Annotated in this window: 23 protein-coding genes; 12 read left to right on the top strand and 11 right to left on the bottom strand. The window is 41.0% G+C overall.

Annotated features, from left to right (window positions below; genetic code table 11):
• The first annotated feature begins 23 nt into the window (after positions 1 to 23).
• From CIT02_RS01540 to CIT02_RS01525, 4 genes are all read left to right on the top strand, one after another.
• The gene (locus tag CIT02_RS01540; protein ID WP_292613383.1) at positions 24 to 218 is read left to right on the top strand and encodes a hypothetical protein; all 195 of its coding nucleotides are present in this window, start codon (positions 24 to 26) and stop codon (positions 216 to 218) included.
• 214 nt (positions 219 to 432) lie between these two features.
• Entirely contained in the window at positions 433 to 1,617 is a 1,185-nt protein-coding gene (locus CIT02_RS01535; RefSeq protein WP_292613381.1) for a PD-(D/E)XK nuclease family protein, read from the top strand.
• Between the two features lie 8 nt (positions 1,618 to 1,625).
• Entirely contained in the window at positions 1,626 to 1,763 is a 138-nt protein-coding gene (locus CIT02_RS01530; protein WP_292613379.1) for a hypothetical protein, read from the top strand.
• A gap of 288 nt (positions 1,764 to 2,051) precedes the next feature.
• Positions 2,052 to 2,405 carry a hypothetical protein gene (locus tag CIT02_RS01525; RefSeq protein ID WP_292613377.1) on the top strand — a complete coding sequence of 118 codons (354 nt, stop codon included), beginning with the start codon at positions 2,052 to 2,054 and terminating at the stop codon, positions 2,403 to 2,405.
• 144 nt (positions 2,406 to 2,549) lie between these two features.
• Here the strand turns inward: CIT02_RS01525 and CIT02_RS01520 are convergent, their stop codons facing one another.
• The 4 genes from CIT02_RS01520 to CIT02_RS01505 form a co-directional block, all read right to left on the bottom strand.
• Positions 2,550 to 3,098: a hypothetical protein gene (locus CIT02_RS01520; RefSeq protein ID WP_292613375.1), complete on the bottom strand. Its 549-nt coding sequence runs from the start codon at positions 3,096 to 3,098 to the stop codon at positions 2,550 to 2,552.
• 170 nt (positions 3,099 to 3,268) lie between these two features.
• The gene (locus CIT02_RS01515; RefSeq protein WP_292613374.1) at positions 3,269 to 3,889 is read right to left on the bottom strand and encodes a hypothetical protein; all 621 of its coding nucleotides are present in this window, start codon (positions 3,887 to 3,889) and stop codon (positions 3,269 to 3,271) included.
• Positions 3,890 to 4,306: 417 nt separating this feature from the next.
• Positions 4,307 to 4,654 (bottom strand): hypothetical protein, encoded by a 348-nt coding sequence (locus CIT02_RS01510; RefSeq protein WP_292613372.1) that lies wholly within the window; start codon positions 4,652 to 4,654, stop codon positions 4,307 to 4,309.
• A gap of 1 nt (position 4,655) precedes the next feature.
• Entirely contained in the window at positions 4,656 to 5,294 is a 639-nt protein-coding gene (locus CIT02_RS01505) for a SatD family protein (protein WP_292613370.1), read from the bottom strand.
• 232 nt (positions 5,295 to 5,526) lie between these two features.
• On the opposite strand from CIT02_RS01505, the gene CIT02_RS01500 reads away from it, so the two are divergent.
• The 3 genes from CIT02_RS01500 to CIT02_RS01490 all read left to right on the top strand — a co-directional run bounded on the left by CIT02_RS01500 (position 5,527) and on the right by CIT02_RS01490 (position 6,996).
• Positions 5,527 to 5,736 carry a hypothetical protein gene (locus tag CIT02_RS01500; protein WP_292613368.1) on the top strand — a complete coding sequence of 70 codons (210 nt, stop codon included), beginning with the start codon at positions 5,527 to 5,529 and terminating at the stop codon, positions 5,734 to 5,736.
• A gap of 191 nt (positions 5,737 to 5,927) precedes the next feature.
• Positions 5,928 to 6,635 carry a zinc ribbon domain-containing protein gene (locus CIT02_RS01495; RefSeq protein WP_292613366.1) on the top strand — a complete coding sequence of 236 codons (708 nt, stop codon included), beginning with the start codon at positions 5,928 to 5,930 and terminating at the stop codon, positions 6,633 to 6,635.
• A 127-nt stretch (positions 6,636 to 6,762) separates the two neighbouring features.
• Positions 6,763 to 6,996, top strand: coding sequence for a hypothetical protein (locus CIT02_RS01490; protein WP_292613365.1), 234 nt, complete (start codon positions 6,763 to 6,765; stop codon positions 6,994 to 6,996).
• Positions 6,997 to 7,142: 146 nt separating this feature from the next.
• Here the strand turns inward: CIT02_RS01490 and CIT02_RS01485 are convergent, their stop codons facing one another.
• The 4 genes from CIT02_RS01485 to CIT02_RS01470 all read right to left on the bottom strand — a co-directional run bounded on the left by CIT02_RS01485 (position 7,143) and on the right by CIT02_RS01470 (position 9,349).
• A complete protein-coding gene (locus CIT02_RS01485) occupies positions 7,143 to 8,126 on the bottom strand; it encodes an ARPP-1 family domain-containing protein (RefSeq protein WP_292613363.1) in 984 nt (327 codons plus the stop codon).
• Between the two features lie 11 nt (positions 8,127 to 8,137).
• The gene (locus tag CIT02_RS01480) at positions 8,138 to 8,524 is read right to left on the bottom strand and encodes a response regulator (protein ID WP_292613361.1); all 387 of its coding nucleotides are present in this window, start codon (positions 8,522 to 8,524) and stop codon (positions 8,138 to 8,140) included.
• A 62-nt stretch (positions 8,525 to 8,586) separates the two neighbouring features.
• Positions 8,587 to 9,000 carry a hypothetical protein gene (locus CIT02_RS01475; RefSeq protein ID WP_292613360.1) on the bottom strand — a complete coding sequence of 138 codons (414 nt, stop codon included), beginning with the start codon at positions 8,998 to 9,000 and terminating at the stop codon, positions 8,587 to 8,589.
• 25 nt (positions 9,001 to 9,025) lie between these two features.
• Positions 9,026 to 9,349, bottom strand: coding sequence for a hypothetical protein (locus CIT02_RS01470; RefSeq protein ID WP_292613359.1), 324 nt, complete (start codon positions 9,347 to 9,349; stop codon positions 9,026 to 9,028).
• A 269-nt stretch (positions 9,350 to 9,618) separates the two neighbouring features.
• Here CIT02_RS01470 and csa3 point away from each other — a divergent pair, with 269 nt between their 5' ends.
• Complete coding sequence (csa3, locus tag CIT02_RS01465; protein ID WP_048073220.1) at positions 9,619 to 10,212, top strand: CRISPR-associated CARF protein Csa3; 594 nt, start codon at positions 9,619 to 9,621, stop codon at positions 10,210 to 10,212.
• Between the two features lie 173 nt (positions 10,213 to 10,385).
• Here the strand turns inward: csa3 and CIT02_RS01460 are convergent, their stop codons facing one another.
• On the bottom strand, positions 10,386 to 13,640 hold the full coding sequence (locus CIT02_RS01460; protein WP_292613355.1) for a PAS domain S-box protein: 3,255 nt from the start codon (positions 13,638 to 13,640) through the stop codon (positions 10,386 to 10,388).
• A gap of 224 nt (positions 13,641 to 13,864) precedes the next feature.
• Here CIT02_RS01460 and CIT02_RS01455 point away from each other — a divergent pair, with 224 nt between their 5' ends.
• Both CIT02_RS01455 and CIT02_RS01450 read left to right on the top strand, forming a co-directional pair.
• Complete coding sequence (locus tag CIT02_RS01455) at positions 13,865 to 14,326, top strand: hypothetical protein (protein ID WP_292613353.1); 462 nt, start codon at positions 13,865 to 13,867, stop codon at positions 14,324 to 14,326.
• Between the two features lie 114 nt (positions 14,327 to 14,440).
• On the top strand, positions 14,441 to 15,121 hold the full coding sequence (locus tag CIT02_RS01450) for a hypothetical protein (RefSeq protein ID WP_292613351.1): 681 nt from the start codon (positions 14,441 to 14,443) through the stop codon (positions 15,119 to 15,121).
• A gap of 111 nt (positions 15,122 to 15,232) precedes the next feature.
• Here CIT02_RS01450 and CIT02_RS01445 read toward each other — a convergent pair whose 3' ends face one another.
• Positions 15,233 to 16,600, bottom strand: coding sequence for an MFS transporter (locus CIT02_RS01445; protein ID WP_292613349.1), 1,368 nt, complete (start codon positions 16,598 to 16,600; stop codon positions 15,233 to 15,235).
• A 346-nt stretch (positions 16,601 to 16,946) separates the two neighbouring features.
• Here CIT02_RS01445 and CIT02_RS01440 point away from each other — a divergent pair, with 346 nt between their 5' ends.
• Positions 16,947 to 17,231: a hypothetical protein gene (locus tag CIT02_RS01440; RefSeq protein WP_292613347.1), complete on the top strand. Its 285-nt coding sequence runs from the start codon at positions 16,947 to 16,949 to the stop codon at positions 17,229 to 17,231.
• A gap of 109 nt (positions 17,232 to 17,340) precedes the next feature.
• Here CIT02_RS01440 and CIT02_RS01435 read toward each other — a convergent pair whose 3' ends face one another.
• On the bottom strand, positions 17,341 to 19,068 hold the full coding sequence (locus CIT02_RS01435; protein ID WP_292613345.1) for a sensor histidine kinase: 1,728 nt from the start codon (positions 19,066 to 19,068) through the stop codon (positions 17,341 to 17,343).
• Positions 19,069 to 19,573: 505 nt separating this feature from the next.
• Between CIT02_RS01435 and CIT02_RS01430 the strand changes: the two genes are divergently transcribed.
• Entirely contained in the window at positions 19,574 to 20,275 is a 702-nt protein-coding gene (locus tag CIT02_RS01430; RefSeq protein WP_292613342.1) for a zinc ribbon domain-containing protein, read from the top strand.
• Positions 20,276 to 20,295: the final 20 nt, after the last annotated feature.

Raw genomic sequence — 20,295 nt, 5'->3', positions numbered from 1 at the left:
GATATATAAAACGAGGTGGGATAATGGATATCTCTGACCTGGAATACCGGCTGTTAAATTTAGATAAAGAATTACACCTTATACTAAAAGAAATCCGTAAAGCAAAATCTACCCCTAAAAATATTGTTGAAAATGCTACTGGTTCATGGGGATATGATGTGGATAGTAAAGAATTTGTTAGTAAATTACGGCGTTCTGAAAGGTTAGATCAGCTATGAAATTTTTCATTGACACCTCAATTTTTGTGGATGTACTCCGCACTGATTCTAAACCATCATCTAAAAGATTTCTAGAAAGTATTGAAAAAGAGAATAAAGGTTTTTCTTCAGTTATTACCGGGTGTTGAAGCTATCGAACCCGAAGAATTTGGGTTTTAAAATAGGTTAAGTCTTATTTCATTATCAAAAGAATCTAAAATATAGGAAGGTAAATATGAGTCTTTCTGTCCGTTCTAAACCATACATAATCCCCGAGTACAGTTTAACTGGTGATCTACTGGCTTACCTTACCTGTGGTTTGCAGTACCGCTACCAGAACAAAGGAACCTTACCCCCTTCCATGCCTATCCAGTTATGGTTTGGGGACTTTATCCACGGGGTTATGGAGGAATCTTACCTTAAGTGGAGGGATGATGACTGGAAGGATTTCCCCTGGGACTGGGAAACACAGATCCGAAGGGTGGAACTGGAGATACACAACCGCATGCAGTCCCGTGGACTTCAACCACCAGCCAACCTGTTCTGTCCCTTCCAGGGAGAAAGTGAACACCAGGGCCTCTGCCCGGATTCCCATCACCCCCACAAGTTGGTGGCCAGTATCCGGGCCGAAGCCGCCATCAACACCTGGGGACCACACCTATTCCCCCTGGTCGATGACAACGAAGTACGGTTAAAGGGTATACGGGACATGCCCCACTACCAGAAGGGTGTCAGCCGCTCCAACTACTATGGTGTAACCGGGATCATAGATGTTTTAAGCTCGGTTAAGTTGGAGGAAGCCAGCGATAAAAATCTGATTATAAAATACCTCCACCAGGACCCCTCCTTCCAGGAAAAACTGGAAAAGTTAGAATCAGACAAGTATGAAGTTATAGTGGATTATAAAGGTATGAAACGACCCGCTACTGGTTCACCCTCCTGGAAGCACCACTATTGGCAGGTGCAAACCTATTCCTGGTTACGATCACTGCAACCTGACTCCAACCCGGTGCTCATAGGTATTCTGTTCTACCTTAACGAGTTATCCCTGTTTAAAGAGGACCTGTTAGAGCTTCAAAGGGAAGTTAAGGAAAAGAGTACCGATGTCATGCCCACTGAAGATGACCGGGAACTGATTTTACGGTGGAATCCTAAAAACAAAACACCTAAACTCTCGAAACCTTTCCGGAACCTGCGATCTATACGTATGATACCCATGGATGATGAATTACTGGCCCAATCCCTGAAGGAATTTGATAACGTAGTGGAAGAAATTGAGGGGAGCATCATCCAGGAGGTGGATGGGCAGGTGATCCAGGATTCATGGAACACTAATCCGGACAAGCGAACCTGTGATGCCTGTGACTACAAAACATTCTGCAAAACCTCGGCCAGCACTAAAAAATTAACAGTGCCCTAGGGGGAAAAATGTGTGAAAAATGTGATTTCTGCGGTAATCCTGGACTGGATAGATGCATAGTATGCCATAGATGTTACTGTATTGACCATATGGGTGGTGATGGTTACTGCCTGGACTGTTTCTTTGGAACCGGCTTGTTCGAGTAACCATTTTCCCAGGTAACCATCTTGTTATATCCATATACAGAAAGATTATAAAAAACTTATTTTAATCATTCACTCTTTTTAACTGTGATCTTCATTTAAAAATCACCGTGGACTGCACTGGTCTACAGAAATATTTATGTATAGTTATTGATCACATAAACAATATCACTGATATAAATTAGTGATTTATTAAATGTAAGGAGCAAATGTAGAACAAAAAACCATAGTATATCTTTTTTCAGTGAAAGTTATGGTAAAATATTGATTTATTTAGGGAGGAACCTTAAAATGTGGAAGAAACTGGAACTGGGTTTATTAGTTGTATTTGTATGCATGGTAGTGGCAGTATCGGGATGTATGTCCTCTTCAGTGAAGGTGGCTGTTGATTACCCTGGCAGCTGGAATGGTACACTGAAAACCGATGCAGGAACCCGTAGCATTGAAGGTACAGGAAATCAAACCATTGACTTAGGTAGCATGACCGGTAGTTTATACGTTAAGGTGGAAAAAAAGGATAAAGGATCCAACAACACCATAAAAGTGTCAGCCATAAAAGGGGATAAAACCGTAAACACCATGAATTCCTCCACCCAGTACGGAGAACTGGACGATGCAATACTGAGCATTTACCTGACTCCATAGCTCCGAGGATACATTAACACCCAGATGTAGAGTTAAGTGTCCCTATTTATTGAAAAAAAATTGAGAAGTTATCTACAGGGAATGATAACTTCTCCATAACTTTTTTTTATCGAAAGTGGTTTAAACCATTTTGTTATATTCATATTACAGAATAGGCGTAATCTCATTATTTTTAAGATCGTACCATTTTCCATTCTGCCAGTACTCTTTACTTAAATATCCGCAGCTGGTGCAGTAGTTTTCACCGATCATTATCCTTTCTCCGGCAGAATTTTCATATTCAGTTACCTTCCGGGTAACTGTCCACTGGTCGCAACTCCGGCAGTGGATATTACCGGTATCACTGCCTTCTCTCACATCCACCACCTGGTAACCAGTTAAATCCACACTTTTACCACTGGAAGTTACTATGGAGGGTGGGAGACTGGTATTGGTTGATTTGGCCTGATTTCCTGTTATAGTGGTGTTCTGTGGCATTGACGTGGTGTTGTTGGCGGTGGTGTTAACTGCCGGTGATTGATAAGTTAAGAGCATCGCTGTACCAATACCTAGTACTGCCACCATGATGATCACCACCGCTACGAGGATCCTGGTGGTTTTACTCACATTTGATGCATGTTCAGGAGTGGTGTAGCATGGATCAACAACACATTCCCCCCAGATGGATGGTTCATTATTTTTGTGTGCGCACATCTTACCATACATCTCCTTTTCCTCGCATACCCCTTGAATAAAAAAAGATTCTTCTTAAATAAAAGATAAATGATTTTAGGTTCCAGTTAAACTTTTAATTAAAAACCTTCATTAATTATATGGATTTTGAGGATTATAAAAATTTTTGTAAGGATAAGCCGGTAGCAGTGTCAATTGAAGTTGGACAATCCATACCGGAACAGGATTACTCCCCGGGTACTGGGCTGCACTGCCTTTATTTCAGATAAAACAGTACTTTCCATAACCGGAGTTATATTCTGGTAGGACTGGTAGGTTTGCAGCCCGGCCACGATTTTTCGGGGATATATAATACTGTATGTTCTGACCCAGTTTCTTAAACCGGTTATTCCATGGTCATAGTCACCTATATAGAGCATGGGAACTATGTAATCACAGTAGGGTGCTATCAGGTAATAATACTGATCCCCATCCCATCCCTCGGGTTTCACACAGAGGGAAAAGGTTACTCCCTTGGTTTCCTCTCGCATGGCCTTTATCTGTGAAAGGTAAGAAGGCATGTCGTAGGTTTCCACGTCAAGATGAACCCCTATTTTCATCTGGGCTACCTGAGACGCATGGTTGAACCCGGGGAATACCCAGGCATGGGTACGGATCCCCACTTCGTCCGCTTTGGTCTGGGCTTCAGTGAGTACCGGTAAGTAATTATCATTGCTCACCCGGATGTAGACATCGGTGATCCCCGCGGCCTTTAAGGCGGTGAAATTGATACCGGACAGGGGTGTGACACCGGGGTTTATGTAGTAACCCATGATGAAACCCGCCCCTAAATACTGGATGGGGTTCCAGGGAGTAACTGTACTGGTGTAAGGTACTGGTACGGGTTCTGTGGTACTGATATTCCGTGTATTATTGTCCGCTGCTGTTACACAGCACAGTGTCAGTGAACTTAGTACTAAAAGTGTTAATATCCATTGGTACTTAATTTTAACGCCCTCAAGAAGTTTTTTATCAGTAATTTTAATATTTCCATAAGACTATTGTAAAAAGACTATTGTAAATATACTAATGTTTTAGTCCATTAAGATGGTAAGTATAATAATATTTTAGGTGAATGTACTGTAATTTTTTTGGTTCACACCCTTTTCTCGGGATAATTATACACTCTTATTTCAAAAATTAGTATTATCCTAAATATTTATTCCCTAAAATGAAATGAATTGACTTATTTAGAGGCTGATCAAGCCCTTTATAAGGGCCCCGATAATGATGGAATAGGTTACGTTGATCATGGTTCCGGCTAAAAAATACAGGGAATTCTTTTTAATGTCTTCCTCCCGGATGATGGTTTTGGCGGCGAAGATTATGGCCAGGGCAATGTAGGCATCGAGGAGCATGAAGGTTAATATCAGGATGTTTTCACATTTTCCAATTATAAAACCGGTATCCCAGTCCTTTTTATCGGCAATTTTTCCCTTTTCTGCACGGGAAAGGATGAATTTGATTATAAATCCGCTGGTGGTTATTAAAAAGATATAACCCGCAATAATGATAATTATCTTATATTCTGGATTCATACTATCCCATTTTTAAGTCTTGTAATACCTGGTTAAGATTTGCTTCCATTTTTTTGATTTCCTTCCAATGGGAAGATTTAAGATGATAAGATACAGTCTGCTGGGTTATCCCCAGTTCCTGGGCTACCTTACTCTGGTCATTCCCTTCTTCATAGGAGTGAATGATCTCTCTTTTAGCCGGGGACCAGTGTTGTTTTAGGAGGTAAATGAGGTTGATGTTATTGGAGAGGAGAGTGTCCACTGTTTTATTACTAGTATGGATGTTTAATATTAATTTTTCTTTTTTAAGATCTGTCATCAGCTTAGCCGCTTGGTGGAAAGCCGGGCCATCCATGAGAGAAATATCTTCAGTATCCCAACCAGTATCGATTTCACCCTGAACCAGTACAAAACGGATTTTCACCGGGTATAAGTCCTGTAAGATCCTATCTACAATGGAATAGAGTGGGGCCAGGTTTCTTAACAGGCCACCGATCTCATCGGATCCTTTTATAATTTTCATGGGGGCAATTATGTCTTTCCCATTGGTCTGGTTAACAACATTACAAACTTCTATCAGATTTTCCTGGAATTTAGACCGTTGATTGATCTTTTTGGATGAAATGATATCCCCCAGCAACACATATCCTTTCCGACTCATGGTTATTTTATAGTCCTTATTCTATATAAATACAAGGATATTTTTAGTTTAAAAAAATACAAAATTAAATTATGTAAAGTTTAACACTGAATTATTTTAAGTAAAATGAATAACGAAGTGAGGGAGTTCCAGAAATCATTCCCTGAAAAATTTATGTCTAAAATTACATATTATAAAATACAAAAAATGGGTGTATAAGTCCAGGGATAACTGTGCAGGGGGAAGTGAAACCGTGAATAAAGATCTATTGATCGGGGTGGTGGCTCTTCTATTGGTTACCGGAAGTCTATTCATCAGTGGATGTGCGTCTCCAGTATCCTGCCCTCAGTGTGGTTCTTCCAGTCTGGAGATAGTTGGGAATTACACCAACCAGACAACTGGACATGACATGCTACTATGTAACTGCAACAACTGCGGATATGTCTTTCAAGTTAAAAAATGAACATAAAATTAGGTGTTAGGTATAAGTAGATAGGCATATGGTGTAAAGTAGATGGGCAAATAATAACTGAGTGAACCATATCCCTGATTTAGTCATATTAATACAACAGTTCCACTTTAAACCATTTTTATATACATAAGAATAGACATGCACTTGAATCCAAGTATTGAGGAAGATGAGGTTTAGGTTTTATGGAAAGGGAAGAAAAAGAATCGAAGATCCTCAAATGCAGTGCCTGTAACACGGAAGTTCCAGAAGGTGCCCTGATCTGTACGGTGTGTAGTGCACCACTGCCTGCAACTGCATCTCCTAAAAAGAGTATGTGCCCTCACTGTTACGCTGAATTTCCACTGGAAGTTGAATTCTGCCCATCCTGCGGGTCCAAAACCAAACAGATTACCGACAAAAGTCAGGTAACTACCTGTCCCCGGTGTTATTCAGAAATAGAGCCTGATTTGGCTTACTGTCCCCAGTGTGGTAGTGATCTTAGTCCCTCCCTCATCTGCCCCAAATGTAAGGGTAAGATACCCCCCGGAATGAGTCGTTGCCCAGTATGTGGAACTTCCCGAAAAGATAAGGGTGTATCCAGCTTTTCAATCCACCAGAAACTGCGAAAACAGCGGGAAATAAACAGGATAACTACTCCCTCCGAAAATGTGACTCCCATTCCCGATAATAAACATTCACTTAGTCCAAAAATGCACAGTACTACCTTCCCTGACCGTGAATTGGAAGAAAGTAACCCTGAAAAGAAAAAGGAGGAAAAAATAAACCAACCGGGGTACCTGGTTTGCAATAGCTGCGGTGGTTACTACAAATTGCAACCAGGTGAGTATCCCGCTGACTTTAAAGAGAAATGTCCCTGCGGGGGAAAACTGCAACACCAATTAAAATTATGAAAACATTTATTTCTAAATGAAGAACTCACAAAAACTTAAACAATAAACACTAAAACCTTAACAATAAATAAAATAAACCATTTGTTACTTATTAACTGTAAATAATGAATTTATAGGGGTGCCTTTAATGTATTTCACAGCAGGATTAATATTGGTGATAATTGCCTGGATAATTCAGTTCTATAAAACCGTAATCCAAAAGGATAAGGATATCAATCCCTATTTCCTCATCCTATACATTATAGGGGTTATTTTCCTGGTAATTGGTAATTTGTTAGCTAACGATATCTTTACTGGAATTTTAAATCTGATAAGTGCCCTATTGCCCTTATTGATATGCATAGCCCTACTCAGAAACTGAATAAATCAAATTGGATGTATGAAAATGCATCTGAACTGACTGTAGCCAGAGAAATGGGTATTTAAAATAAATAATAAAAAAATGAGGGATTAAAGAAGAGAGAAGTTATTTTAATTCCCTTCCTCTCCAAAAACTAGTTTTTAAGGTTAGCTCCTGAAATCCCGCCGTTTTCTGTAAGTGGACATTGCTCCTATTTTTTCATTTTCTTCCATCTGGAAGAAGGCCGCGTGTATCACCTGGTCCTGGTAGGTGAGAGCTGAACCCACTATCTGTGGCCCTTCCAGACGGTGGTCCCAACCATAACCCACAGATTTGTGTTTTTCATCCACGGATAATTGGGCATCATCCAGGAATGAACAGGCACACTCCTGTCCGTTGAATGTCCCTTCACCCTCCTCCCCCTCATTGAGCATTGCCTCCAGGGCGTAGCTTTTCAAGATTTTCTGGTGGAGTAACTGGTAAGCACTGGCACTGGATAAGATATCCAGACCCATAACTTCCCCTTTAACCATCACCAACAAACCCTTCTGCCCATCCTCCAAATGGAATGACTCCAAGTATTCATCCAGATCCCTTCGACGGGAATGGTATACATCCTGCAAGGCCCGGGTATTGGATTTTGCCCGGGCTTTTTCACTCACCTCATCGATTTCATCCCAGACCAGTCTCTGGTTAGAGCAGAACTCCCCTCTCTGTCGCAGAGAAGTATTCACTGAGGCGGATTTTGTTCGACGCATCCGGTAGGAAGCCACGTTACCTGATTCAGCAAATTCCAGAGAATTGTAACTCCACCTCCCCTGTTCAGTGCAGCTTACCGGTATCACAGTTACTGAGTGTGGTTTTAATAATATAGTAGTGTTTAAAACACGGTTCTGTTTGGCCCCAACCAGTTCCTCCCCGTCAAGTAATAGTACCGGCATATCGGCATGGTTTTGAACCTTCAACTCCGGGACAGAAGCCACATCATCTATTTCAGTGACAGTCAGTACTTCTGCCTGCAGGGCTTCGGTCAGGGTTAAATAGGCACACTCACTTCCATTATGGTAAAGAGGGAACACTCCCATACCCTGATGTTCCTGTAGCTGGCCCAGTTCCAGCTGGTAAATATAGTCGGCAATCAGTTCATCCAATTAAATCACCTTCATCCTGTTTTTTGTCTTATTTTTAATTCCAGGGCGGATCTTATCTTGTGCTTTAACACTTCATAATCCACTGGTTTTTTCAAAATGGCGTAGGGTACAGTTTTTGCTGCTTCGGTTATTATGGCCTCATCACCCTGGCCAGTTACGTAGATGAGGGGAATGTGCAGGTTCATAATTTTTCGGGCAGTTTCCACCCCATTGAGTTCTCCTTTAACCCCAATATCCATTATTATCAGATCCGGTTTTTCCAGGAATGATTCCTCTATTGCTTCTTCTCCAGAAGAGATCACTGGCCCCACATTGTATCCCCATGACTCCATTTTACTCTGGAGGTCCAGGGCAAAGATAAGGTTATCCTCCACCACCATTATCTTAAAATCAACCACTTTTTGGCCTCCCCTTAATTATTAACTACCAAAAAAAAAGAAAAAAAATATATTAGGTATTCCTATAAAGTCACAGTTTGATTGTAGATGTTTCCGTCTTCACTTCCACCGGAAAACGGAGAGTCAAATATCAACACTTTAACCTTGGCTGGTGTTCCTTTTTGATACAATGATGCGGTACCTCGGGCTTTTATGGTTTGACCGGCCTTGGCATCGTTGATATTCCAGGCCAGGGAAGTGCGATCTAGGACGGCATTACTTGAATCGTACCATACCAGGACCATTTCCAGGTAGCTGGTATCCTGTTTAGGTACGATATCACAGGTAACGTAGTACATGCCGTATCCTTCACTGGATACTTTTAAATTGGTTACATTCAATGAATTCTTATCTCCAGAACTGGTACAACCGCTCACACACACAACCGCCAGAACAGCAAATACCACTAATATTAAGGCCATTTTTTCTATTTTCATTTAATTCCTCCTATTTTGATGAAAATCACTTTCTAAATATAGCTATCAAACCGGCCAGTAGGAACAGTATGAATCCCAGAACTCCAAAGAAGGATATACTTATCAGTAGCCAGATGGAGCTTAATACCAGAATTATGCCACCCCCGGTGTGATTTCGGGTTACGAATACTGCTCCAACAATCCCCACTACTGAGGCTAGGATGGCACTGACTCCTAATTCTGGAAGGAAGAGTAAAGCAAATACGCCCCCTATTAATCCAAATATTCCTCCAGCAAATCCTAAAGCTAATTCAATCGTTCTTGTTCGTTTATTTTCAGGTAAGGTGTTTTCCTGACCTTCATTTGCCATTTTTTCTCCCATAAAATTACTCTCCAATATAATTAACATTACCATTGCGGTACATAATATTCATATTATGATTATATTATATAAATGTTAATGTTTACCATTAACAAATTAGTTATAATACATACAACACCATAGTTAACCAAACATGTTCAATATGAAAAAGGGTAGTTTATCACTGAATAGGCTACTTAAGCAGCAAAACACTAATATACAGGTTAAAGGAGAATAGATAACAATGAATATGATACATGACACCTTAACGTGGTAAAATGGAAAACACCTTAATCTCTACCATATATTCTTTGGAGCCGGTAATGGCCTGTATTACCCAGTTTTCTCCAGATAAAATAGTCCTTATTCGGGAAGAAGATGCTCCAGCTAAAATGAAAGAAACTGAACGCATGCTGCAGGAAACTGTAGGGAGGGTTCTGGAAATTGAAGTGAAACCCACCAGTATATACAACGTGGTTATGGTGGCCCGGGACACTGCAGAAATAATAGAAGAAGAACACGCCCACGGAAGGAACATCGTGGTGAACATCAGCGGCGGTAGGAAACCACAGGCCCTGGGAGCTCTTTTTGGTAGTTACGCGCGCCACGATATGGTGGAGAAGATCGTTTACATCACTGAGGAAGATAAGAACATTATCGACCTGCCCATTCTCAACTTTGGAATTTCCAAAACCAAAAGGATCATCCTGGAAGAGTTAAATGATGGTGAAAACAACGTTAAAAACTTATCCACCAAGATCGGTATCAGCCGGGGGATGACCTACAACCACATCAGGGAACTCCGGGAAATGGGTTTAATTGATCAAAAAAGCCTGCAAATAACCAGTGCCGGTGAACTGGCCATTATATAAACAGAATTTCATCGGATAATTCAAAGTAAGTCTATAATTCACTAGTTAATTATTACACAGTTAATTTCTTGATTAAAAAATCATGATTATACTTATTTTTAACCAGTTATACTCATTAATTGGTTACTATTTGCAATATCCAGTAATGCCCATTTAACCAGTTAACTCTAGAGTTATATCCTTTTTTTATATTGTAATTCCTGGAAAGAAATAGTAAAAGATGTCCCCTTACTGCGGTCCAGTGTTATTTGACCATCCAGTTGTCTAACCAGATTATTAACCAGTTGTAAACCCAAGGAATCAGTATTTTCATAATCAAGGTTTTCAGGAAGACCAATGCCATTATCGGCAATAACCATTTCCATGTGGTCATTCCTGGTTTTGAGCCTGATCTGCAGTGTGCCCTGGTTATTGGGGAAGGCGTATTTGACACTGTTGGTTACCAGTTCGTTTATAATCAAGCCACAGGGAATAGCCGTGTCTATGCCGATATGAATATCTTCCACATCTATTTCGGTTTCAATGGTTCCTTTCCGGACTCCGTATGAGTAGAATATGTCGTTTATCAGTTTTTCGGCGTAGTCTTTAAAGTCGATTTTGGTGAAGGTGGGGGACTGGTAAAGCTTCTCGTGCACCATGGCCATGCTTTTAACCCTTCCCTGGCTCTCTTTTAGAATGTTTATCTCCTGTTCTCCATCCACATGTCTTATCTGCAGGTTCAGGAGACTGGATATTATCTGCATGTTGTTTTTAACCCGATGGTGAATTTCCCGGAGTAAGACTTCCTTATCCTGGAGGGATTGTTTGATTTCCTGTTCTGCCCTTTTATTCTGAATGGCCAGGGCACAGAAAACAGCTAACCTACTAATATCATCCAGATCATCCCGGTTATAACCTTCTGGAGCATTGGCCACACTGATCTGCCCCACCAGTTCCTCAGCCAGAACCACTGGCACTGAAAGTAAACTGTCCACTGTAAAGTGTCCTTCTGGAACCGTTACAAGGGGAAGGTGTTCCTGAGGAGTGTTAGTATAAAAAGGTTCTATGGTGTGGAGTATATGGTCCCAGAGCTCATTATAACTACCATCATGGGACAGGTGTAAAGCTATATCCTTTCCATTTAAAAACTGAGAGCCAATAAGTGTCATTTTATTGGTACCATTATGAGAATCGAGTATGGAAACAAAACCTTGTGGACTGTTGGTTAATTTTTGGGCTTCATTCAGTATAGTACGGCCTACGTCTTCCATGGTGGATACTGGTGAAATTATGGGGGCGTATATATTGGCCAGTGCCCGGTTGATTTCCAGTTCCCTCCGGATCTTCCGCCGGGATTGTTTCATCTCATTGATATCCCTTATGGCCTCAATGGCACCCACGAAGTTACCCATACTATCATACAGGGGCACGGCCTTGCCCCAGACTGCACGGATTTCGCCCCTCAATAGGGCCTCAGTTTCGGCAGTCAACACTTCACCTCTGCGCTGTGGTATCTGGTAGTGTTCACGGATCTCCTTATCCTCGGCATTTACCATATCCACCAGTATCGGGCGTCGTATGCCATAGAAGGGTATTGCGTATTCATAATTTCCCTTTCCCAATATTTCATCAGCCCGGACACCGGTCATTTCTTCTATGGCCCGGTTCCAGGAGATTACCCGGCCCATTTTATCGATAACAAAGGTGGCATCGGGTAAAAAATCGATGATGTCTGCTAGGCGCCTATCAGATTCCTTTAAATCTTTTTCAACCATTTTAAGTTCGGTTATATCCTGGTTAACACCACGGGTCCCGATTTTACGTCCATCTTTATCCATTACCACCCTTATACGGACGATAATGTACCTTTCCTCTCCATCGCGACGGATGATATTGTGTTGAGCTGTGCTGGAGAAGTGGGGATCATCAGTTTCCAGGGCACGGCCCACTTCCTGGGCCACCATGGCCTGATGTTTGGGGGGAATAAAGCGTTTTGAGTACTCCTGAGGAGTCATCTGGTAACCACCTTCCTGTTCTGCGGTGGTACCGTAAAGTGCATAGAACTGGTCATCGAAGGTAAAGAGGTCGCTCCCAATATCATATTCCCAGTAAGCCAGACTGGCCATGTCCATACCCATCATAAGACGTTCCTGACTCCATTGGAGCTCTTCTTCCGCTTTTATCTTACTGGTTAAGTCCCGGATAATGGAGGTGAAATAAAATTTTTCTCCTGATTTCCAGGAGGATAACGACATTTCAAAGGGGAACTCAGTACCATCCCTTTTCAACCCTGTGGTTACCACTGTTTTACCCACTAATCGATGATAACCACTTTTTTTAAACCTTTCCAGTTCCTTTAAATAAGTATCCTTATAGCGATCCGGCATTAAAGTGATAAGGGGTTTCCCGGTGAGTTCAGCTCGATGGTAGCCGAAGATTTGCTCCAGACTGTGGTTAAAGAACTGGATGTTACCCTCCAGGTTGGTGGTTACTATTCCATCCACTGCGGACTCGGCCACAACCCTAAATCGTTCTTCACTCCTTTGAAGGGTTAGTTCAGCCTTTTTACGATTTATAACTTCTAAAAAAGTAATTGACAGGGGTTCCATGGCCCTTTGATCACTGGAGGTGTAACCGGATTTTTTATTGGCCAGGGCAATCAGTCCCACAGTTTCATTTCCCTGTTTAAGGGGTACTCCCATAAAGGAAGTTATTTTAGGGTGTCCGGGTGGTTCACCCCTTTGATCAGGATCCAAAGTGGGATCATTTACCCTAACTGCTTTTCCAGTTTTAATGGGTCTGCTCCAGTAACTTTTCAACTCCATATTAAATACTGCATTTTCAGCCTGGGTTTTAGGCATGAGGCAGTTGTTCCAGCCAGGGTCACTGATGGCAATGGTGTTGAATCGACCCTCTGGATTTACTTCACCAATGAAACCAAAGGCACTATGGGTGAACTCACAAGCAACATCCAGACATATCCTGGCCACTTCATGAACTGACCTGCAGTTTAAAGATTCTTTTAGTACTCGGTTCATGGCTGTGGTTAGGGATATCTGCCAAGATGTTTCCCGGTCTTTTTCCTTCTGGAAGATGGCATGTTCAATGGAAAATTTGAGTTCATCCCGGTCAATAGATTTGACCACACCGACCGGAGGTTCAATAATCATTGCCTTTTCAATGGCCGACTCCTCGGCACGTGCTGTTAAAAATAGGATAGGAATGTTTAAATTTTTAATCTTAGAGGCAAGTTCGAAAGCATCAACATCTCCCTTAAGCATGATATCTATCAAAATAAGATCGGGCATTATCTCTAGTATTTTACTTAAAGCCTCTTCACCGCTGGAGGCAACGAATGGAACATTGTAGTTTAATGACTTTAAACGCCGTTTAATATCCATGGCATCGGTTTTTTCGTCATTTACCAAGACAATTTTAATTTCTGACACAGTACTCAGTGAATGTATACGTTAGTAATACCTATTAATTTTTTCTATTTTATTACCACTCTTAATTAACGCTAAATATATGATAACGCTTTATATCAGCCACTCCGGTTACGTTGGAGAGTATTTTTTTAAGAATTAATATAAATCAAAAAAAACAGGTATAAATCAAAAGATTTAGAGAATATAATAACGTGCTAAAACAAAAAATAGGGTAGTAATTCACCATGAAAAATAGAGAAAAATCACCAGTGGTTCCCTATCTGGATAAACGCCTTATCCGTAGGCTGCGGATCTACACTTTGGTAATGATCTTCATGTTACTGGTTATAAGTGGAGAAGTGCTTAGTGGTACCTTCAGTGTGGCCTGGGCCCTGGGAGGTATACTGATTGGTCTGGGTGTGGGCATATTGGCCACTCGCATGTACCGCCTGAGCTGGGATGAAGATACCAGCCATGTTATCAGCAGAATTGACTGGATTGGCGGGATAATTCTTATTTGTTACCTTATCTTTGTATTCACCCGGACACACTACCTGTCCTACTGGGTGCAGGGAGCTCCGTTAATGGGAATTATCTTTAGCATCACCGCCGGTACCATGCTGGGCCGGGTGCTTGGCACTGAAAGAGGAATAAAGAAGGTCCTGAAGACCTGGCATATACTCATAAAGGGTACTCCTGCCCAATGATAGGGACCAGTATAAGATTTTTCACCAGGAAAAAATGTCTTATCGGTGATGATCTAAGATTTTTTCAAAGTCTCTTAACCTGGATATGAGAAGCGTGAATTGGAGGTTCTATCAATGTTGGATTTTGGGTTAACTGATCTGGTTCCGGAAGAGTACAATACCCGATTAGGGTCAGAACTGGTTGATGGAGATGAAATAACCGGGAAAATCCTTATTGGGGAATTAGAAAGGAGTGTAACTGGTGAAAGGGAGGTTGCCCAGTTTTACTTGGTGATATCCAGCGCCCATGATCAGTCAAAATGGGTCTGCAAATTTAGAGTTCCCCACTATCCCGAAACTGACACTCTCCACATTACCGTTGGCAGTGCCTTTTACACCTTCCTGGATAGTCTGCACCATGTGGTGAATAAAACTCCCTTAAACTGGAAAGAAAATTATTACCTTCATTTTCCTCAGTTTCAAAAAACAGTTAACCAGTCCCTGGACACAGTAACGGTTAAAGCCGTGCCCCCAGTTAACGATGATGAAGGACGGGTTAACCTGGTGGTCACCAGTGCAGGTATTAAACCTAAAACTACCTCCAGTTCACCGGCCACCATTTACAGCCTGGCAGAGAATGATCCGACCATACTTCAAGCTTACTCCAGTCTGCGCAATAAAGGGGACCGGATAACCATTAAAAATATTTCCTTTCAACTGAAGAGCTTCAGGGATGATGGTGATATTTCCGAAGTTGACTATGAGAATGCATTAAGTGCCTTGAAAAGATTAAAACCCTCGGTTGATTATCTGTGAAACACTTTCCTAATATCTATTTTTAAAACCAAAATAATCAACTTGAAGATATAATTGAACTAAATCTAATTTCTAACTAATTATTTCTGAAATAAATAGTCTAAACTAAATCTAGATTGCAGTTTCAATTTGTTCTTTCCTGCTTTTAAGTCCAACAGCCAGTAAGGCCATCACAATAGCCACTAAGCCAATAAAGAGGTAAGCATACTGGTATCCCATGATTTGGCCATCATAGGACCCGATGAAGGCCCCCACCAGAGCCCCACCCACCAGCTGTCCGGCACTGGTTATGATGTTCAGTAGGGCCTGGCCTGATGCCCTTTCCCGGGGAGGTGTCTCCACCAGCATGATGTAACGGGGTGGGGAGCCAATGGTGGTGCTCATTCCCACACCAATTAGTATACCCGCCAGGATTAAGAGATAAAAGTCCCGGGCAAAGATTCCCGCGGTAAACAGTCCAGTGGCCATAATCAGGGATCCGATGAGCATTATATTACGGGAACCAAATTTGTCCAGGAGCTTCCCTACAACCGGAGCCCCGACGGCCATGGTAATGACCACAGGGATCAACATTAAACTGGCCCCCGTAGATGAAAAGACCAGGGCTACGATAATAAAGGCCGGTATAAAAACTGTGGAAGCTTGAACCAGGCCAGTTCCCACCATTATACTGTTCACCAGTTTAACCTCCCTGCTTTTAAAAAGACCTACCTGAATAAGTGGATCTTGAGCCTTTTTTTCAATCTTCCAGAGAACTGGAATGAGAGCTACTGCTAAAAGCAAGTAGGGTAAGACATCTACCGATAGCAGACTGGTGAGGAAGGTGTCGGTGTTGATCTGGTTGATTCCGTAGGCTAAAAAGGTCACCAGCAGGCCTAATACCATCATCCCCCACCAGTCAAAGGTGACGTTATTGTTTCGCTCACCACCAGGGAGGATTCTGAGACTCAACACTATTACCATGATGGTTATAGGCAGGTTGATGATGAACAGCCATTGCCAGCCGTACTGGAGGAGCACTCCTCCCAGTATAGGCCCCATAACACTGGACCAGCCCCATACTGAGCTCAGGATTCCCAGGGCACCTCCCCTTTTTTCCGGGGGAAATATGTCCCCGATGAAGGCATTAGCCACAGGAAATATTCCACCGGCACCCAATCCCTGTATGGCTCTACCAAAGAGGAGCATTTCAAATGAAATTGAAGTTATGGTCAACAGGGAACCAATGGTGAAGAGAAGGATGTCTAAGAGGTAAATAGCCTTTCGACCATAAATATCAGATAATTTGGCCATTACCGGCGTTCCCAGCATAAAGAAGAGTATATAAATGGTAAAAACCCAGGAAAGCATCCGGTCGTTCACCGTGAAGTAAGCCTGGATACTGGGGAGTGCTGGTCCCACTATACTTATATCCATGGAACCCATGAACACCCCTACAAAGAGGAGAATAAGAATGCGGTTCTGTCGGTGGTTTACCATACAGTGAATTATTAAAGTTCCCGGTTTAAAAAAGTTTTTTTTCTATTGTCGTGAATCCTAAATAACAATTGATTCCTAATTAATAGGGGACCCTGCAGGAAAACTGGACCCAATAGCCCCTCTTATACTACAGTCAAGGGGAGGTGTAAACCAAGGTTTTATTATTGATGGTGACCATAATAAAATACAAGAAGTTAATTTTTCATTTCCAAAAGCATGTTGTTTAATGTTTAAAATATGTTTTAATTGAGGATTTGAATTTTTAATTGGTTACACTTAATAAACTTAACCAATTACCTGATTGGTTAACTATAAAATATTCTTTTTATATATGGAGGATAAAAATATGAATGAACATCTCATTGAATCTCAAATACATACCATACCCTACAGAATGACTTTACAGCCCCAACTTCTTGCTAAAGAGCAGCAAAATATTTTAAAGGAGTACATCATGCCCCTCTTAAAAAAACAGGGAATTGAGTTAAAGGATGTGGGGGAATCTTTCCACAGTCTTCTAAGTCCATTGAGACTGGAAAGAATTAAAGAAAAACGTCCTTTTTATCTGGTTCTTAAGGGGAATAATCACAGTAAAAGGGCAGTTACCGTGCTGATAAATCCCAATAAATAATAAAAACTGGGATATTCTAGACAATAACCCCTTTAAGACGTTTTCTAACCAAATTCTATTTTATCAGACCAATTAATTTATTTTATAATATTACCGAGTCCCAGGAAGTTTAAAATCTTTTCTGGTAAGTTAACTCAGCAAAGGTGATTCTGTACAATGTGCCTTCGCTTTCCAGGATTTCCAGTGAGGCATCCAGTTGTTTGATGAGGGATTTTACCAGATTAAAACCCAGTTTCTTACTGCTTTCCAGTACTGATTTTTCCAGAGGCCCTATTCCATTATCCCCCACCATCAAAACGTATTTATCTTTTATTTTATGGAATTTCACAATGATTTTACCATTCCTGCCATGGGGGAAAGCATGTTTAAGTGAGTTGGATACCAGTTCATTTATAATTAGACCGCAGGGCACTGAGGTTTCTATATTCAGGTCCACATTTTCAATATCCAGTTCAAGGTCAATGTGACCCAGTTCCTGAGAATAATCATATATTAATCTATTGATAAGTGTTTTTAGGTAATCTGAGAAGTTTATGGAGTTGAATTTATCTGATTGGTACAGTTTTTCGTGGATCATGGCCATGGTCCGCACCCGGTTTTGGCTTTCCACAAAGAGTTCATGATCCCGGGGATCCCTAACATTATCGGACTGCAGGCTCAATAAACTGGAGATGACCTGTAGATTGTTATTCACCCGGTGGTGGATTTCCCTTAAAAGTGCTTCCTTTTCTTCCAGAGATTTTTTAATATATTCTGCAGATTTTTTCTGTTCAGTGATGTCCCTGCCACTGTATATAAATCCTCTAAATCCCTTTTCATCAACAACTGGTTTTCCCGTTGTTTCAATCCATATATATTTCCCTTCTGCAGTTTTTAACCTGCTCTCCACCCTCAAATCTTCGGTGACATTGCTTGATTTTTCAATGATCTGGCGTACTTTTTCCCGGTCATCCGGATGTATCAGTTCATACAAGGAGTGGCCCACCAGTTCCTGAGGAGAGTAGCCAAGGAGTTGTTGGGTAGAGGGACTCACATATTTCAAAACACCATTGACATCGGATTCACTGATGATATCCAGCATGTTAGAGGTTATAAAGTCCAATTGTTTTTTTCTCTCAGATATAACTTCCTTATTCTTTTTGAGAGTAATTTGAGCCCGTTTCAAATCATTTAAAAAGATGACCTGCCTCAGTATTACCAGAACCACAATGATCCCCACACCCCAGATCAACGCAGTATCGGGAGTGGTTATTATTAAAAGACTGTAGGTGAAAAGAACCAGGACCAAAGGTAAATAAGAAATCCAATCATTATAAGGACTTAAAACACTATAAAATGATAATTTATTCTTAATATCAATATCAACATTATTGATGTAGGACAAAACTCCAAGGGCGATGAAAATGATGGTTAAAGTGTAGAAGGTATTAGCCAGCCATAGATAAAACAGATTAGAGACCACCACCTGGTAGGCAAAGACCATGTCCCCCACTACCTGGGAGAATATGCCTAAGGATACTAAAAAGAGGGGTATAATACTGATCTTTTTCTTTTTACTGAAGAGAACTACCTGTGTAACCAGTAGTAAGAGAAGATCTAGAAACAGGTAGGATATGGAAAATATCATGGACGTTGTATCCGGTTGGCTGGGTTCAATCACTGGCCAGATAAGGGGGAACCATATAATGAACATTACCGAAACCGAAACAACAATCGCGTCTAAAAAGGATTTTAACTTTAATCTATAGGGTTTTTCCATAAGGGCCAGTATTCCCAGCATCAAAAGGGGGTAGGCAACAATGTACAGAGTATCAACCAGTGAAGGTAAAGATATCAAACCCAGGTAATCCCTTAATAAAAAATAAAGAAAATTCGCCATAAAATATAGGAATAAACCTGCAGTAACTAGCATCCACGCTATTAAAACTTTTTCATTATTTTTATGAGTCCACCAGGTAGCATAAACCATTAAAGCCAGGAGAAAAAAACTGGCGATAGGGATTACTATTGTTAATATATAGAGGGGTTAAGACCGTACTCCTGAAAGAGAATGTGAGCAAAGTAAATACTAGGAAAGTAACCAGTAGCAGCACTGCCCACCATCTGAATCTGGTAAATGTTTTAAAGGAATGCATCATCACACCTATTCATATAAACATCAACTCATATCCTGTTAATTATTTATTTTAATTTATTAATCAAGTTTTATAAAATTTATTACCCCTATGAAAAATCTTATTCAAAAACAATAAAATCAACCATTACCAAGGAGGGCGGATAATCTTTTATAGGTAATGCCCCTAATTTTATAACAAAAGAGATATTTAGAGGGGGTTTAATAGATGGAAAATTCAAGAGATGATGTTTGCAGTGCCTGTAACGCTCGGATAGAGCCCGGATCAAAATTCTGTACCGAATGTGGTAAACCTGTTGAAGAATACCAGCCAGAAAGCATGGATGATGTGGAAGGTGCAAATGAAAAGGTTGAGGATAATGAAACACTGCCATCCACAGTTAAATGTCCTCAGTGTAACACGGAACTATCCTCTGAAGATAAGTTCTGTATTGAGTGTGGTGCCCAAATAGAAACGTCCACAAATTGCCCGCAATGCAAATCTCCCCTGGAACCGGGGGCCAGATTCTGTACAGAATGTGGCACTGTTATTGAAGCTACAGATGAAAAAACATCTCCCACCACTGTAAAAACTGGTAATGTTCATACCACCATTCCCTCCACTAATAGTTCAACCTCCCCGTCACGCACCAGACAAGATCCTATGGATGATCTTAAAGAAACAGGCAAGGATTTAATGCAGGATGTGGAAAAAACTGGAAAGGGACTTATGAAAGATCTGGGTAGTTTCTTGGGTAAATCATCTAAAAGTGATTCTAGAAAAAAGATTAAACCAGCTAAAAAGGACCAGCATTTCCTGGTATGTAATAAATGTGGTGGGTACTATGAACTTCAGGAGAATGAGTCACCGGATGACTTTGATCGTGAATGTGACTGCGGTGGACATCTGGAACACCAGGACCATATATAATCTTACCATGATTTTCCTGT

Source organism: Methanobacterium sp. BAmetb5 (assembly GCF_003491305.1).
In the GTDB taxonomy this organism is placed as follows: Archaea; Methanobacteriota; Methanobacteria; order Methanobacteriales; family Methanobacteriaceae; genus Methanobacterium.
The sequence above is the reverse complement of the archived record's forward strand: the minus strand, read 5'-3'. Positions and strand labels throughout refer to the sequence as shown.